The sequence below is a fragment of the Enterobacter sp. 01-M-03-SI-ECC genome (assembly GCF_047530215.1).
Taxonomy (GTDB): domain Bacteria; phylum Pseudomonadota; class Gammaproteobacteria; order Enterobacterales; family Enterobacteriaceae; genus Enterobacter; species Enterobacter chengduensis.
Window position 1 is genome coordinate 65,912 of sequence record NZ_JBLKDA010000018.1, and the last position, 16,270, is coordinate 82,181.

Below are 16,270 nucleotides of genomic sequence, written 5' to 3' on the forward strand. Positions count from 1 at the left end.
ATGCGAATGGCACGTTTGACACGCTCCCGCTGGCTGTGGCTGGCGGGAGCGCTTCTCGTTTTATGGGGGCTGATTGTCGCCGCTGACCGCCTGTGGCCGTTGCCGCTGAAAGAGGTTAACCCCGCGCGGGTGGTGGTGGATGAGAAGGGCACGCCGCTCTGGCGTTTTGCCGATAGCGACGGGATATGGCGCTACCCGGTGACGATCGAAGAGGTTTCTCCCCGTTATCTTGAGGCGCTGATCCAGTACGAAGATCGCTGGTTCTGGGAGCACCCAGGCGTTAACCCGCTCTCTGTCCTGCGCGCAGCCTGGCAGGATCTCAGCTCAGGGAAAGTGGTCTCTGGCGGAAGCACGCTCACCATGCAGGTCGCGCGACTGCTGGATCCGCACCCGCGCACCTTTGGCGGCAAAATTCGCCAGCTCTGGCGGGCTATGCAGCTGGAGTGGCATCTTTCCAAACGCGACATCCTCACGCTCTATCTCAACCGCGCGCCGTTTGGCGGTACGCTGCAGGGCGTGGGGGCAGCAAGCTGGACGTACCTGGGCAAGCCGCCGTCTCAGCTCAGCTATTCCGACGCGGCCCTGCTGGCAGTGCTGCCCCAGGCACCCAGCCGCTTGCGCCCGGATCGCTGGCCTGAGCGTGCCGAAGCGGCGCGCAATAAAGTGCTCGAGCGTATGGCGACGCAGGGGGTCTGGTCCGCAAAGCAGGTCAAAGAGTCTCGCGAGGAATCGGTATGGCTGGCGCCCCGGCAGATGCCGCAGCTGGCGCCGCTCTTTGCGCGCATGATGCTCGGCAAAAGCCGCGACACGAAAATCGTCACCACGCTGGATGCCGGACTGCAGCGGCAGCTGGAGGAGCTGGCGATGAACTGGAAATCGCGCCTGCCGGCGCGCAGCTCGCTGGCGATGATCGTCGTGGATCACACCGATATGAAAGTGCGCGGCTGGGTGGGGTCTGTGGATATCAACGATGATACGCGTTTTAGCCACGTGGATATGGTCAATGCGATCCGATCGCCGGGATCGGTGTTAAAGCCCTTTATCTACGGCATGGCGCTGGACGATGGCCTGATCCATCCCGCCTCGTTGCTTCAGGACGTTCCACGAAAAACCGGTGATTATCGCCCCGGAAATTTCGACAGCGGCTTCCACGGGCCGGTAAGCATGAGTGAGGCGCTGGTACGCTCCCTCAACCTGCCTGCCGTTCAGGTGCTGGAAGCCTACGGGCCAAAACGCTTTGCCGGTATGCTGAGCAACGCAGGCTTGCCGCTGATCCTGCCCGCGGGGGCGCAGCCGAATCTGTCTCTGATCCTCGGCGGGGCAGGCGCGCGGCTAGCAGATATCGCCGCGGCCTACAGCGCCTTTGCCCGACACGGTAAGGCGGGGAGGCTGCGGTTGCAGCCGGGCGATCCGCTGACTGAACGGCCTCTGTTATCGCCAGGCGCGGCGTGGATTATTCGCCGTATTCTGGCCAACGAGGCGCAGCCGCTGCCGGATAATGCGCTACCGCAGGTTGCCCCGCTGGCGTGGAAAACCGGCACCAGCTACGGCTACCGTGATGCCTGGGCCATCGGTCTGAATGCCCGTTACGTGATAGGCATCTGGACCGGACGACCGGACGGCACGCCCGTAGCGGGACAGTTTGGTTTCGCCAGCGCGGTTCCGCTGTTAAACCAGGTGAATAACCTGCTTCAGTCACGCTCAACGGTAGACGAAGCCCGCCTGCCGCGCGATCCGCGTCCGAAGAGCGTCGGACGCGGCGCGATCTGCTGGCCGGGCGGCCAGTCGCTGCCGGAAGGCAGTGAAAACTGTCGACGTCGCCTGTCGACCTGGCTGCTGGAAGGGAGTGAACCGCCCACGCTGCTTCTGCCCGAGCAGGAAGGCATACGCGGCATTCGCTTCCCAGTCTGGCTGGATAAAACGGGCAAACGCGTGGCCGCAGATTGCCCTGACGCAGCTGAAAAAGTCCTGGATGTCTGGCCGCTGCCGCTGGAGCCGTGGCTGCCCGCTGCGGAAAAAAGAGCGGCGCGTCTCCCGGCTGCATCAACGGTTTGCCCACCTCTGGACAACAGCAATATCGCACCGCTTATGCTGTCAGGGGTCAGGGAGGGGGCCGTCATCAGGCATCTTCCGGGTGAGACAGCAGTCATGCTCTCTCTCTCAACCAGCGGTGGAGAAGGGCAGCGATGGTGGTTTTTAAATGGTGAGCCTTTAGAGGGCCATAACAATAAATATTCACTGAAATTATCTTTGCCTGGAGAATATCAATTAATTGTAATGGATGAAACAGGCCAAATAGCGACGGTGAATTTCGAAATGGCTTATTAAAATAAGCTACGCGGCTTAGCTTGATAATTATCAATGTTCGGTTCTGCAAAAAAACGAGAATGCGTTTTTATTTGAAGGAACGAGCAATGAAAAAAAATAAGAAACTGAGAGAGAGTCTTAATCCCGCTCTCTCCCGGCGCCACTTTATTCAGGCCGGGTCCGCGCTCGCCGCGCTGCCGTTTGTGGTGAAGGCCGGAAAAGCGCAGGCATCAAAAATGCCAGCGGCAGTGGACGCGCCCGAAGAAAAAGTGATTCAAACCTGTAGCACCTTTGACTGCGGCGGAAAATGTGATATTCGGGCGCACGTCAGCGACGGCGTGGTCACGCGAATTTCCACGCGTCCGGATAATGAACTGGATCCCGAAATGCCGGTAATGCGCGCCTGCGTTCGCGGGCGCGCATACAGAAAATTTGTGTATCACCCTGACCGGCTAAAATATCCAATGAAACGCGTGGGTAAACGTGGCGAAGGAAAATTTGAACGTATTTCCTGGGATGAAGCAACGACGCTGATTGCCACTCAATTAAAAACCATTACGCAAAAGTATGGCCCCGCCTCGCGCTATGTGCATGTCGGTACTGCGGTTTCGGGGGGAACCTTCTCAGGCGATAAAATGGTTCGTCGTCTGCTGAATTTAACCGGCGGATATCTTGAAAGTTATCACTCGGTCAGTATGGGTAACACCGCGGCGGCAACGCCTTATACCTACGGCACCGCCGCCAGCGGCAGCTCGCTGGATACGCTGCTGGATACCAAACTGGTCATTCTTTGGGGGCATAACCCGACAGAGACCATTTTTGGCCACAGCAACTACTTTTTCCAGAAGATGAAGCAAAACGGCACCCGCTTTATCGTCGTCGATCCGCGCTACTCGGATACGGTGTCGTCGCTGGCCGACCAGTGGATCCCGCTGCTTCCGACCACCGACAACGCGCTGATGGATGCAATGATGTATACCATCGTGACGGAAAACCTGCACGATCGCGCGTTTATTCAGCGCTATACCCTGGGCTTCGATGAAGGTTCTATGCCGGAAGGGGTTCCTGCCAATGAATCCCTGATCGCGTATCTGACCGGCGCGAAAGATGGCGTGGCCAGGACGCCTGAGTGGGCTGAGAAAATTACCCATGTGCCTGCGCAGACCATCCGTCAGCTGGCGCGCGATTATGCCACGACGAAGCCTGCGGCGCTGATCCAGGGCTGGGGTCCACAGCGTCATAATTGCGGAGAACGCACCGCACGCGGCTCAACGCTGCTGGCCACGCTGACGGGGAACGTCGGGGTGAAAGGGGGCTGGGCGGCAGGCTATGGCGGCTGCGCTAACCGAAAATTCGCCGCTGGCCCCGACATGCCGGATAACCCGATAAAAGCCAAAATATCGGTCATGAACTGGGTGCAGGCAGCCGATGACGCATCAATGGTGACGCCGGACGTTGGCCTGAAGGAGGCGGATAAGCTCGACAGCAATATTCGTATCCTGTTCTCGCTGGCTGGTAACTATCTGGCAAACCAGAACCCCGATCTTCACCAGGCGACGCGCGTGCTGGAAGACGAGTCGAAGATCCAGTTTATCGTCGCGAGCGATCTGTTCATGACGCCAAGCGCGAAATATGCCGATCTCCTGCTGCCGGAAACCAGCTTTATGGAGCGCTGGAATATTGGCGAGACGTGGGGCACGGCCAGCTACCTGATCCTGTCCGAGAAGCTGATTGAACCCGAATTTGAGCGTCGTTCAGACTACGACTGGCTGCGAGAGGTGGCCGCGAAGCTCGGCATTGAGCCTGCATTCAGTGAAGGCCGGGACGAAAAAGCGTGGATAGAGCACATCTGGGAACAGACGCGTCTGGCGATGCCGGACGAAAACCTGCCTGACTTTGCGACGCTGCAAAAGACGCGTCAGCATCTCTTCAAAAGTGCGCCGTTTGTCGCCTTTGAAGACAACATTCGCGATCCGCAAAATCATCCGTTCCCGACGCCGTCCGGAAAAATTGAGATCTTCTCAAAGCGTCTGTACGACATGCAGCATCCGGAGATCCCGGCACTGTCGCACTACGTGCCAGCCCACGAAGGGCCGGAAGACGATCTGGCTAAAACCTTCCCGCTACAGCTGATCACCTGGAAAGGGAAAAACCGCGCCAACTCTACCCAGTACGCCAACCCGTGGTTAATTGAAGCACAGCAGCAAAAGCTGTGGATTAACCCTCAGGACGCGCAAAAGCGCGGCATTGCGCAGGGAGATATCGTCCGTATCCATAACGCACGCGGCATTTGTGAAATTCCGGCGGAGGTTACGCCGCGCATTATTCCTGGGGTGGTCGCCATGCAGGCAGGCGCCTGGTGGCAGCCGGACGAGAGGGGGATTGATAAAGGCGGCTGCGCGAACGTGCTCAGCTCGGCCCGGATCACAGCCCTGGCGAAAGGGAATTCACATCAAACCATGCTGGTGGAGGTAGCAAAAGCATGAGTCAGTTTAAACACTACGCGCCAGTGAGCGACAAGCAGCTGGGCTTTTATATCGACTCGTCACGCTGCTCAGGGTGTAAAGCCTGTCAGGTAGCGTGTAAAGACAAAAATAATCTGGAGCCAGGACGTCGTTTTCGCCGCGTGTATGAAGTTCACGGCGGCAGCTTCATTTCGACCGGGCAGGGCGGCGTGAGCAACAACGTTTTTGCCTACACCCTCTCCATCTCCTGTAACCACTGCGCCGATCCGATCTGCACGAAAAACTGCCCGACGACCGCCATGCACAAGCGGCCGGGAGACGGCATCGTGCGTGTTGATACGGACAAATGCGTCGGCTGCGGCTACTGCGCCTGGTCGTGTCCGTACGGCGCGCCACAGCTCAACGAACAGACCGGGCAGATGTCAAAATGTGATTTCTGCGTGGATCTGCAGGCGAAGGGGGAACAGCCGGTCTGCGTGGCAACCTGTCCGCTGGAGGCGATCAAGTTTGGTCCCGTTGATGAACTGCGGGCGAAATACGGTGCGGTTTGTGATGTGAAAGGATTGCCTGATTCCTCCATCACTAAACCGAATCTGGTGATTACGCCGCATCAGGGTGCAGAGAAAGAGGGGAAGCATCATGCATGAGTTACCGCTGCTGATTTTTACGCTGTTCCTGCAGGGATCGGTCGGCGTGACGCTCTGGCTGGCATTTGGCGCAGCGGGTGCTCCACAGCGCAGCGTGCTGGCTACGGCCGTGGGGGCGTTTGTCCTGGCCAGCGTCGGGCTGCTTTCCTCGGCGCTGCATATGGGCTACCCGCTTAATGCTCTGAACGCGCTGCGTCATGTGTCCAGCTCCTGGCTCAGCCGTGAAATCGTCTTTGCCAGCCTCTACCTGGCGGCCGTCGGCCTTGCGATCCTGCTGCTGCTCGCGAAGCAGCCCGGCTGGAAGCCGCTTCTGGTCGCCGCCGGCCTGGTCGGGCTGGTGGATGTGTTCTGCATGGCGCAAATCTACATGCATGCCTCCGTCGTGACGTGGCAGCATATCAATACGCTGGTGTTGTTTATCGGCTCGGTGGGCATTATCGGGTCGGCTTTTATGGCGGTGAGGGGCCAAAACCGCAGCGCGGTGCGCGTAGCGGTGGTGATTGTCGCTCTGCTGGTGCTGGCGCGCCTGCTGATGCAGCCCCTCTGGCTGGCCGACATCCATGCGGCTGATACCGGCGCTGTGACCTTCCCTCACGCTCCGCTGCAGATGCTTGAACAGCTGCGCACGGTGCACCTTATCGGCGAGTGCGTCTCAGTCCTGGGAATGCTCTGCTTTGCCGCGGGTGGGCTGAGGTCAACGCGGGGGACGATGCTGGCGGGAAGCGCGCTGCTGATTGTCGGCGAAGTCATGCTGCGTTTCGTCTTCTTCAGTATCGGCTGATGGTGAATCAAGCCTCTCTTCCGGCGATGGACGTGACGCATGCATGCGTCCGTCGCCGCTTTCGACACGTCTCCTGTCGTGCCTGTGCGGATGCGTGCCCCATGCAGGTGTTCTCGTTTACGGATGCCGGCGTGCGGGTTGATGAAAGCCGCTGTATTGAATGCGGTGACTGCCTGTTTGTCTGCCCTGCAGAGGCGATTGTCGGCATCGCGCCGCAAAAACGCTGTCGTCAGGGAGATACCCTCGTGGGGCCATTTACCCGGCGCGCGCCCGCGCTTAACGAACTTCTCCTCTGGCACACGGTGCAGGGCATTCGCGCTATCAGTCTTGAAGCAGAGCAGTCGTCCGCCTGGATGGCGGCGCTCGCCGGGCTTAACCTTGTCCTCCGTCGACGCGGTGAAGCGGCCTGGAATTTCCGACCCTGGGTTAAAAAAGAGATCGATTCCGCGCGGCGCGCGCTGATTCATATTCCGCAAGAGGATGTGACGGCCTGTTCGGTGCAGCCGGGCGTGCGGATGCTGCGCAAAGCGTTCGCGAGCGTCAGTGAAGCGGACATCGCGCTCGACGGCGAAAAATGCGTTCTGTGCGGTGCCTGCTGGCGAAGCTGTCCGGAAAATGCCATTCGCTTTGAGCAGGACGCGCTGGTTATTGAGGCTGCACGCTGTACCGGATGCGGCGGATGCGAGGCGGTATGTCAGCACCGCGCGCTGAAGGTGATGAAAAAAGAAGCTCCGGCCAGCGTCATCGTTCACCGGGCGCATGCGGCAACCTGCTCCGTATGCCATCGTCCATTCTGGTCATTTCAATGTGAAGAAAAGCAGTGCGCGCTGTGTCTGCGTCACCTGCACGGCATGCGAAACCCGGACTGTTGCTAATCTTCGTCTCATTTTAAAAAAATGTTATGCAGAACCATAGGCAATGGCGCTATTGCTCATTATAATCCGCGCCACACCATACTCAGGTATGCAAAACAACAGAACATTGACAGAGGTTATCATGGCTATTGAACGTACTTTTTCCATCATCAAGCCAAACGCGGTGGCAAAAAACGTTATTGGCAGCATCTTCTCGCGCTTTGAATCAGCAGGGTTCAAAATTGTTGGCACCAAAATGCTGCACCTGACCGTTGAGCAGGCTCGCGGCTTCTACGCTGAGCACGAAGGTCGCCCATTCTTTGACGGCCTGGTGGAGTTCATGACCTCCGGTCCTATCGTGGTCTCCGTGCTGGAAGGCGAAAACGCAGTACAGCGTCACCGCGACCTGCTGGGTGCAACCAACCCGGACAACGCGCTGGCCGGTACCCTGCGCGCTGACTACGCGGACAGCTTCACCGAGAACGGCACCCACGGTTCTGACTCCGTTGAATCTGCTGCACGCGAAATCGCTTTCTTCTTCGCAGAAGGCGAAGTGTGTCCACGTACCCGTTAATTTAACGGTTTCGTTTACACATTATTTTCGTAAATGCCGCGTCCAGACGTGGCATCCCTGCGTCAGACTTTGTACAATGCAACGCCCCGGACGAGCAGACCGCTTTCCGGGGCGTTTCTATTCAACCCTCCATGGGCCATAACGTGTAACAACGAGGCCGGTAAATATTATGTCTGAATTAGTGAATACCTCCGAAGTCGCCATTCCTGCGGTTCCCAATAAAAATGGAAAAATCAACCTGCTGGATCTGAACCGTCAGCAGATGCGCGAGTTCTTTAAAGAGATGGGCGAAAAGCCGTTTCGTGCCGATCAGGTCATGAAGTGGATGTACCATTACTGCAGCGACAATTTTGATGACATGACTGACATCAACAAGGTCCTGCGCAACAAGCTTAAAGAAGTGGCTGAGATCCGCGCGCCGGAAGTGGTGGAAGAGCAGCGCTCGGCAGATGGCACCATCAAATGGGCGATTGCCGTAGGCGATCAGCGCGTTGAAACCGTCTACATCCCGGAAGAAGACCGCGCCACGCTGTGCGTCTCCTCTCAGGTTGGCTGTGCGCTGGAGTGCAAATTCTGCTCAACCGCGCAGCAAGGCTTTAACCGTAACCTGCGCGTATCCGAAATTATCGGCCAGGTCTGGCGCGCCGCGAAAATCGTGGGTGCGGCAAAAGTGACCGGCACGCGTCCTATCACCAACGTGGTGATGATGGGAATGGGTGAACCGCTGCTGAACCTGACCAACGTCGTTCCGGCGATGGAAATCATGCTGGATGACTTTGGCTTTGGTCTGTCCAAGCGTCGCGTCACGCTGTCGACGTCGGGCGTTGTGCCTGCGCTGGACAAGCTTGGCGACATGATTGACGTCGCGCTGGCGATCTCCCTGCACGCGCCAAACGACGAAATTCGTGACGAAATTGTGCCGATCAACAAAAAGTACAATATCGAAACCTTCCTCGCTGCCGTGCGCCGCTATCTGGAGAAATCCAACGCCAACCAGGGCCGCGTCACCATCGAGTACGTGATGCTTGACCACGTCAACGACGGTACCGAGCATGCGCACCAGCTGGCTGAACTGCTGAAAGATACGCCGTGCAAAATCAACCTGATCCCGTGGAACCCGTTCCCGGGCGCGCCGTATGGCCGTAGCTCAAACAGCCGTATCGACCGCTTCTCGAAGGTGCTGATGGAGTATGGTTTCACCACCATCGTGCGTAAAACCCGCGGTGATGATATTGATGCCGCATGCGGTCAGCTGGCAGGTGATGTCATTGACCGTACCAAGCGCACCCTGCGTAAGCGCATGCAGGGCGAGACGATCGCGGTTAAAGCTGTTTGATTCTTATGCACTCACGGCGCATTATCTGCGCCGTGTAGCATAACCTTACTGAATAATCAGTCAGAATCGTGATGACTGATCAATAATTACGGTGCGTTTCATCCGACTTTCGGGCAGTATGTAACGACGTAACAACAGTTTAGCCGTACGGGCAGGGCTGTACTGTCATCTCCGGGCTGACAGTCTTATACTCTCTGTTCGAGGCTAACTGACCAGAAGTTTCGCGGTGCGGGTGGCATTGTGACTCACCGGCGCCTGAACCCTTTTTTTCACGTACCAGTAGTTGTAGCGAATGAATACTGAAGCCACTCACGACCAACATGAAGCACTCTCCACTGGCGTTCGTCTTCGCAACGCCCGTGAACAACTCGGACTCAGCCAGCAAGCCGTTGCGGGACGCTTGTGCCTGAAGGTTTCCACGGTTCGCGATATTGAAGAAGATAAGGCGCCTGCCGATCTGGCTTCAACATTTCTGCGCGGTTATATCCGCTCTTACGCAAAACTGGTTCACATCCCCGAAAACGAATTACTGCCAATGATGGAGAAGCAGGCCCCGGTCCGTGCAGCAAAAGTTGCGCCGATGCAGACCTTCTCCCTGGGGAAACGTCGTAAAAAACGTGATGGCTGGCTGATGAGCTTTACCTGGCTGGTGCTGTTTGTCGTGGTCGGTCTGACCGGCGCATGGTGGTGGCAAAACCACAAGGCGCAGCAGGAAGAGATCACCACCATGGCCGATCAATCCTCCGCCGAGCTCAACCAGGCCGGTAATGACAACGCCCAGAGCGTGCCGCTGAATACCGACGGTGCGGCGTCCTCCAGCGAGCCACAGACCGCCGCCCCAGACGCGTCGGCGAACGGTGCAGCGCAGGCTCCGGCAGCAACGGCTAACACCGCTGCACCTCAGTCTCAGGATCAAAACGCGGTGGTTTCTCCTTCTCAGGCGAATGTGGATACTGCGGCGAACGCGCCTGCTGCCACCCAGCCTGCAGATAATAGCGCTGCGACTCTGCCAACCAGTCCGGCAGGAACGGCAACAACAGCCGCCGATCCTAACGCGCTGGTGATGAACTTCAGCGCCGACTGCTGGCTGGAAGTGACTGACGCAACAGGTAAAAAACTGTTCAGCGGCCTGCAGCGTAAAGATGGCACGTTAAACCTAACCGGCCAGGCTCCTTATAAACTTAAAATCGGCGCTCCGGCAGCGGTACAGATCCAGTATCAAGGAAAACCTGTCGACCTGAGCCGCTTTATCAGAACTAACCAGGTTGCGCGTCTTACCGTTAATGCCGAACAATCAGCAGCACAGTAACAGACGGGCAACGCGGGAGATTTTTCATGCATAACCAGGCTCCGATTCAACGTAGAAAATCGAAACGGATTTACGTTGGGAATGTGCCAATCGGCGATGGGGCACCTATCGCCGTTCAGTCGATGACCAACACGCGCACCACGGATGTGGAAGCGACGGTTAATCAAATCAAAGCATTAGAACGTGTAGGCGCGGACATTGTTCGCGTTTCCGTCCCGACCATGGATGCCGCTGAGGCGTTCAAACTGATTAAACAGCAGGTCAGCGTTCCGCTGGTGGCTGATATCCACTTCGACTACCGCATCGCACTGAAAGTGGCCGAATACGGCGTCGATTGCCTGCGCATTAACCCGGGCAACATCGGTAACGAAGAGCGTATCCGCATGGTGGTGGACTGCGCCCGCGACAAGAATATTCCAATCCGTATCGGCGTTAACGCCGGTTCCCTGGAAAAAGATCTGCAGGAAAAGTACGGCGAGCCAACGCCCCAGGCGCTGCTTGAATCTGCTATGCGTCACGTTGATCATCTGGATCGTCTTAACTTTGATCAGTTTAAGGTCAGCGTAAAAGCGTCAGACGTATTTCTCGCGGTTGAATCTTATCGCCTGCTGGCAAAACAGATCGACCAGCCGCTGCACCTCGGGATCACCGAAGCGGGCGGCCTGCGCAGCGGTTCCGTAAAATCCGCGATCGGTCTGGGGCTGCTGCTTTCTGAAGGGATCGGCGACACCCTGCGCGTTTCGCTGGCGGCCGATCCGGTCGAAGAGATCAAGGTCGGTTTCGATATTCTGAAGTCACTGCGCATTCGCGCGCGCGGGATCAACTTTATTGCCTGCCCAACCTGCTCGCGTCAGGAGTTTGACGTGATCGGTACGGTGAATGCCCTGGAGCAGCGTCTGGAAGACATTATTACCCCGATGGACGTCTCCATCATCGGCTGCGTGGTAAACGGTCCGGGTGAAGCTCTGGTCTCAACGCTGGGCGTCACCGGCGGTAACAAGAAAAGTGGTCTCTATGAAGATGGCGTTCGTAAAGATCGTCTGGATAATAGCGACATGATCGACCAGCTTGAAGCCCGCATCCGCGCCAAAGCCGCGATGATGGACGAGACACAGCGTATTAGCGTTCAGCAGGTTGAAAAATAACGTGATGGGAAGCCGTGAGCTTCCCATGTATGATTGAACCCATTCTTTGGGTTTTTTTTGTATATAGAAAGAGAATAAACGTGGCAAAAAACATTCAAGCCATCCGCGGCATGAACGATTATCTGCCTGGCGAAACCGCCATCTGGCAGCGCATTGAAGGCACACTCAAGCAGGTGCTCGGCAGCTACGGTTACAGCGAAATCCGTTTGCCGATTGTAGAGCAGACCCCGTTATTCAAACGCGCGATTGGTGAAGTTACCGACGTGGTTGAAAAAGAGATGTACACCTTCGAGGACCGCAACGGCGACAGCCTGACCCTGCGCCCGGAAGGTACGGCGGGCTGCGTACGCGCCGGCATCGAACATGGTCTTCTGTACAATCAGGAGCAGCGCCTGTGGTATATCGGCCCGATGTTCCGCCACGAACGTCCTCAGAAAGGGCGTTATCGCCAGTTCAACCAGCTGGGTGTGGAAGTCTTTGGTCTGCAGGGCCCGGACATCGACGCCGAGCTGATTATGCTGACCGCCCGCTGGTGGCGCGCCCTCGGTATCGCCGATCACGTTTCCCTGGAACTGAACTCTATCGGCTCTCTGGAAGCGCGTGCTAACTATCGCGATGCACTGGTGGCGTTCCTGGAACAGCATAAAGAGAAGCTGGATGAAGACTGCAAACGTCGCATGTACAGCAACCCGCTGCGCGTTCTGGATTCCAAAAACGCAGACGTTCAGGCACTGCTAAACGATGCGCCTGCGCTGGGCGACTATCTGGACGATGAGTCTCGCGAACACTTCGCGGGCCTGTGCAAGCTGCTTGAAGCAGCGGGTATCGCCTATACCGTGAACCAGCGCCTGGTGCGCGGTCTGGACTACTACAACCGTACCGTGTTTGAGTGGGTGACGAGCAGCCTCGGCTCTCAGGGCACCGTGTGCGCGGGCGGCCGTTATGACGGTCTGGTAGAGCAACTTGGCGGTCGTGCAGCGCCTGCGGTTGGCTTCGCGATGGGCCTTGAGCGACTTGTTTTGCTGGTTCAGGCAGTCAATCCGGAATTTAAAGCAGATTCCGTTGTCGATATATACCTGGTGGCCTCAGGCGCGGAAACGCAGTCTGCGGCGATGCAGCTTGCCGAACGCGTGCGCGATGCGCTGCCGGGCGTTAAGCTGATGACCAACCATGGCGGCGGCAACTTCAAAAAACAGTTTGCTCGTGCCGATAAGTGGGGCGCAAGTATCGCACTGGTGCTGGGCGAGTCCGAAGTGGCTAACGGCGAAGTGGTGGTGAAGGACCTGCGCTCTGGTGAGCAGACAACGGTAACGCAGGACGGCGTTGCGGCGCACTTGCGCACTCTATTGGGCTAAGGAGAAGGACTGCGTGGAAATTTACGAGAACGAACACGATCAGGTCGACGCGATTAAACGCTTCTTTGTTGAAAACGGCAAAGCGCTGGTTGTTGGGGTTATTTTAGGTGTCGGTGCGCTGGTGGGCTGGCGTTACTGGAACAATCATCAGGCGGATTCCGCGCGCGGCGCGTCTCTCTCCTATGAAAATACCGTGAGCGCAATTCGTGCCGATCAGCCGCAAACGCTGACGGCGGCAGAGAAATTTGCGGCTGACAACAAAAATACCTACGGTGCACTGGCGGCGCTGGAAGTGGCTCAGCAGTACGTTGATAAGAACGAACTGGATAAAGCCGCTGCTCAGCTCTCTCAGAGCCTTGCTGCGGCCAGCGATGAAAACCTGAAAGCGGTAATCAATCTGCGCCTGGCACGTATTCAGGTTCAGCAGAAAAAAGCTGACGATGCGCTGAAAACGCTCGATACCATCAAAGGCGAAGGTTTTGCTGCCATCGTTGCCGATCTGCGCGGTGAAGCACTGCTGAGCAAAGGTGACAAAGCGGGCGCGCGTAAAGCGTGGCAAGCCGGCGTGGATAGCAATGCTTCACCTGCGCTGAGCGAAATGATGCAGATGAAAATAAATAATTTGTCCGTCTGAGAGGGACCCGATGCAATTGCGTAAATTACTTCTGCCAGGACTGCTTTCTGTTACGTTATTGAGTGGTTGTTCACTGTTCAGTGGCGAAGAGGACGTTGTGAAAATGTCCCCGCTGCCAACGGTTGAAAACCAGTTTACCCCCTCCACCGCGTGGGATGTCTCCGTGGGCAATGGGATTGGTGATTTCTATTCCAACCTTCATCCGGCCTATGCAGACAGCGTTGTGTATGCCGCTGACCGCAAAGGTACCGTAAAAGCGGTGAACGCCGATGACGGGAAAGAAGTATGGTCCGTTAACCTGGCGGAAAAAGACGGCTGGTTCTCGCGTAAATCTGCACTGCTGTCGGGCGGTCTGACCGTTGCCGGTGGTCATGTCTACGTAGGCAGCGAAAAAGCGCAGGTATATGCGCTTAACAGCAGCGACGGCTCCATTGCCTGGCAAACAACCGTGGCGGGTGAATCTCTGTCTCGTCCGGTGGTGAGCGACGGTCTGGTGCTGATTCATACCAGCAACGGCCAGCTGCAGGCGCTGAACGAAGCGGACGGTCTGGTAAAATGGACCGTTAACCTGGACATGCCTGCGCTCTCTCTGCGCGGCGAATCCGCACCGGCTACCGCGTTTGGTGCAGCCATTGTAGGGGGTGACAACGGTCGCGTGAGCGCCGTGCTGATGCAGCAGGGCCAGATGATCTGGCAGCAGCGTATCTCTCAGGCCACTGGCTCAACGGAAATCGATCGTCTGAGCGACGTCGACACCACGCCGGTCATCGTTAACGGTGTGGTTTACGCGCTGGCCTATAACGGCAACCTGACCGCGCTGGATCTGCGCAGCGGCCAGATCATGTGGAAACGTGAGCTGGGCTCGGTGAATGATTTCGTCGTGGAAGGTAACCGTATCTATATGGTTGACCAGAATGACCGTCTGCTGGCGCTGAGCACCGAAGGTGGCGTGACGCTATGGACGCAAAGCGATCTGCTGCACCGCCTGCTGACCGCACCGGCGCTGTACAACGGTAGCCTGGTGGTCGGTGACAGCGAAGGGTATATGCACTGGATCGATCCGGAGAATGGCCGCTTTGTTGCACAGCAAAAAGTCGACAGCTCTGGTTTCCTGACCGATCCGGTTGTGGCTGACGGCAAACTGCTGATTCAGGCAAAAGACGGCACGCTGTACGCGATCACGCGTTAATTACCCAGCGGTTGTAGTATACTAAACGGCTCCTGTTCACTCAGGAGCCGTTTTGACATTTTTAAAAACGCCGCGAAAGCGACGTTATTTTGAATTTTATGAGGCTTCAAACATGGTACCTGTGGTCGCGCTTGTCGGGCGCCCTAACGTTGGAAAATCCACTCTTTTTAACCGTTTAACACGCACCCGTGATGCGCTGGTTGCGGATTTCCCGGGGCTGACGCGTGACCGTAAGTACGGTCGTGCAGAGGTGGAAGGACGCGAGTTCATCTGTATTGATACCGGTGGTATTGACGGCACAGAAGACGGCGTGGAAACCCGCATGGCGGAACAGTCGCTGCTGGCGATTGAAGAAGCGGATGTGGTGCTGTTTATGGTGGATGCGCGCGCTGGCCTGATGCCGGCGGACTCCGCTATCGCAAAACACCTGCGATCACGCGAAAAGCCGACCTTCCTGGTGGCGAACAAAACCGACGGCATTGATGCCGATCAGGCCGTCGCGGACTTCTGGTCCCTGGGCCTGGGTGAAATCTACCCGATTGCGGCATCGCACGGCCGCGGAGTGACCAGCCTGCTGGAAACCGTTCTGCTGCCGTGGGTTGACGAAGTGAACCCGCCGGAAGAGGTGGACGAAGACGCTGAATACTGGGCGCAGTTCGAAGACGGAGAAGAGGGCGAAGAAGAGCCTGAAGACGACTTCAACCCGCAGGATCTGCCGATCAAGCTGGCTATCGTGGGTCGTCCAAACGTAGGTAAGTCTACGCTTACTAACCGTATTCTGGGTGAAGAGCGCGTGGTCGTTTACGACATGCCGGGCACCACCCGCGACAGCATCTACATCCCGATGCAGCGCGATGAGCGTGAGTATGTCCTCATCGACACTGCCGGGGTGCGTAAGCGCGGGAAAATCACCGATGTGGTGGAAAAATTCTCCGTTATCAAAACCCTGCAGGCGATCGAAGATGCCAACGTCGTGCTGCTGGTTATCGACGCACGCGAAGGGATCTCCGATCAGGACCTCTCTCTGCTCGGCTTTATCCTCAATAGTGGGCGCTCGCTGGTTATCGTGGTCAACAAATGGGATGGCCTGAGCAACGAAGTGCGTGAGCAGGTGAAAGAGACCCTCGACTTCCGTCTGGGCTTTATCGATTTTGCCCGCGTACACTTTATCTCTGCGCTGCACGGCAGCGGCGTGGGTAACCTGTTCGAATCCGTGCGTGAAGCTTACGACAGCTCCACCCGTCGTCAGAGCACCGCCATGCTGACCCGCATCATGAATATGGCAGCGGAAGACCATCAGCCGCCGCTGGTGCGCGGTCGTCGCGTGAAGCTGAAATATGCCCATGCCGGTGGCTATAACCCGCCAATCGTGGTGATCCACGGCAACCAGGTGAAAGATCTGCCGGATTCCTACAAGCGCTACCTGATGAACTACTTCCGCAAGTCGCTGGACGTGATGGGCACGCCTATCCGTATCCAGTTTAAGGAAGGGGAAAACCCGTTCGCCAACAAGCGCAACACCCTGACGCCGAACCAGATGCGTAAGCGTAAGCGCCTGATTAAGCACATTAAGAAAAGCAAATAAGCTTTTCCAGTCTCACGAAAGCCCGCGATGATCGCGGGCTTTTTTTTGCCCAATCATACCGCCGGTTTTCCCGGTGTGATGTCAATCAC

At 57.1% G+C, this 16,270-nt stretch carries 13 protein-coding genes; all 13 read left to right on the plus strand.

Annotated features, from left to right (window positions below; translation table 11 throughout):
- Complete coding sequence (gene pbpC, locus ACMWKK_RS16645) at window positions 1-2,328, plus strand: peptidoglycan glycosyltransferase PbpC (RefSeq protein WP_406542870.1); 2,328 nt, start codon at window positions 1-3, stop codon at window positions 2,326-2,328.
- A gap of 86 nt (window positions 2,329-2,414) precedes the next feature.
- Complete coding sequence (locus ACMWKK_RS16650) at window positions 2,415-4,793, plus strand: DMSO/selenate family reductase complex A subunit (protein ID WP_309472263.1); 2,379 nt, start codon at window positions 2,415-2,417, stop codon at window positions 4,791-4,793.
- Complete coding sequence (locus tag ACMWKK_RS16655; protein WP_045326037.1) at window positions 4,790-5,419, plus strand: DMSO/selenate family reductase complex B subunit; 630 nt, start codon at window positions 4,790-4,792, stop codon at window positions 5,417-5,419. Before ACMWKK_RS16650 ends, ACMWKK_RS16655 begins: the two co-directional genes overlap by 4 nt.
- Window positions 5,412-6,200 (plus strand): dimethyl sulfoxide reductase anchor subunit family protein, encoded by a 789-nt coding sequence (locus ACMWKK_RS16660; protein WP_112779906.1) that lies wholly within the window; start codon window positions 5,412-5,414, stop codon window positions 6,198-6,200. Before ACMWKK_RS16655 ends, ACMWKK_RS16660 begins: the two co-directional genes overlap by 8 nt.
- The gene (locus ACMWKK_RS16665; protein ID WP_112779905.1) at window positions 6,200-7,075 is read left to right on the plus strand and encodes a 4Fe-4S binding protein; all 876 of its coding nucleotides are present in this window, start codon (window positions 6,200-6,202) and stop codon (window positions 7,073-7,075) included. The genes ACMWKK_RS16660 and ACMWKK_RS16665 overlap by 1 nt, the downstream gene beginning before the upstream one ends.
- A gap of 121 nt (window positions 7,076-7,196) precedes the next feature.
- Window positions 7,197-7,628, plus strand: coding sequence for a nucleoside-diphosphate kinase (gene ndk / locus ACMWKK_RS16670; protein WP_045326029.1), 432 nt, complete (start codon window positions 7,197-7,199; stop codon window positions 7,626-7,628).
- Window positions 7,629-7,797: 169 nt separating this feature from the next.
- Window positions 7,798-8,964, plus strand: a complete 1,167-nt coding sequence (locus ACMWKK_RS16675; RefSeq protein WP_014171168.1) for a bifunctional tRNA (adenosine(37)-C2)-methyltransferase TrmG/ribosomal RNA large subunit methyltransferase RlmN — start codon at window positions 7,798-7,800, stop codon at window positions 8,962-8,964.
- 292 nt (window positions 8,965-9,256) lie between these two features.
- Complete coding sequence (rodZ, locus tag ACMWKK_RS16680) at window positions 9,257-10,273, plus strand: cytoskeleton protein RodZ (RefSeq protein WP_406542871.1); 1,017 nt, start codon at window positions 9,257-9,259, stop codon at window positions 10,271-10,273.
- A 26-nt stretch (window positions 10,274-10,299) separates the two neighbouring features.
- Window positions 10,300-11,418 carry a flavodoxin-dependent (E)-4-hydroxy-3-methylbut-2-enyl-diphosphate synthase gene (gene ispG, locus ACMWKK_RS16685; protein ID WP_023308814.1) on the plus strand — a complete coding sequence of 373 codons (1,119 nt, stop codon included), beginning with the start codon at window positions 10,300-10,302 and terminating at the stop codon, window positions 11,416-11,418.
- An 80-nt stretch (window positions 11,419-11,498) separates the two neighbouring features.
- Window positions 11,499-12,773, plus strand: coding sequence for a histidine--tRNA ligase (gene hisS, locus ACMWKK_RS16690; protein WP_045326022.1), 1,275 nt, complete (start codon window positions 11,499-11,501; stop codon window positions 12,771-12,773).
- Between the two features lie 13 nt (window positions 12,774-12,786).
- Window positions 12,787-13,407: a YfgM family protein gene (locus tag ACMWKK_RS16695; RefSeq protein WP_112779903.1), complete on the plus strand. Its 621-nt coding sequence runs from the start codon at window positions 12,787-12,789 to the stop codon at window positions 13,405-13,407.
- A 10-nt stretch (window positions 13,408-13,417) separates the two neighbouring features.
- On the plus strand, window positions 13,418-14,596 hold the full coding sequence (gene bamB, locus ACMWKK_RS16700) for an outer membrane protein assembly factor BamB (RefSeq protein ID WP_045326015.1): 1,179 nt from the start codon (window positions 13,418-13,420) through the stop codon (window positions 14,594-14,596).
- A gap of 112 nt (window positions 14,597-14,708) precedes the next feature.
- Window positions 14,709-16,181: a ribosome biogenesis GTPase Der gene (gene der / locus ACMWKK_RS16705; RefSeq protein WP_023308811.1), complete on the plus strand. Its 1,473-nt coding sequence runs from the start codon at window positions 14,709-14,711 to the stop codon at window positions 16,179-16,181.
- The last annotated feature ends 89 nt before the right edge of the window (window positions 16,182-16,270 follow it).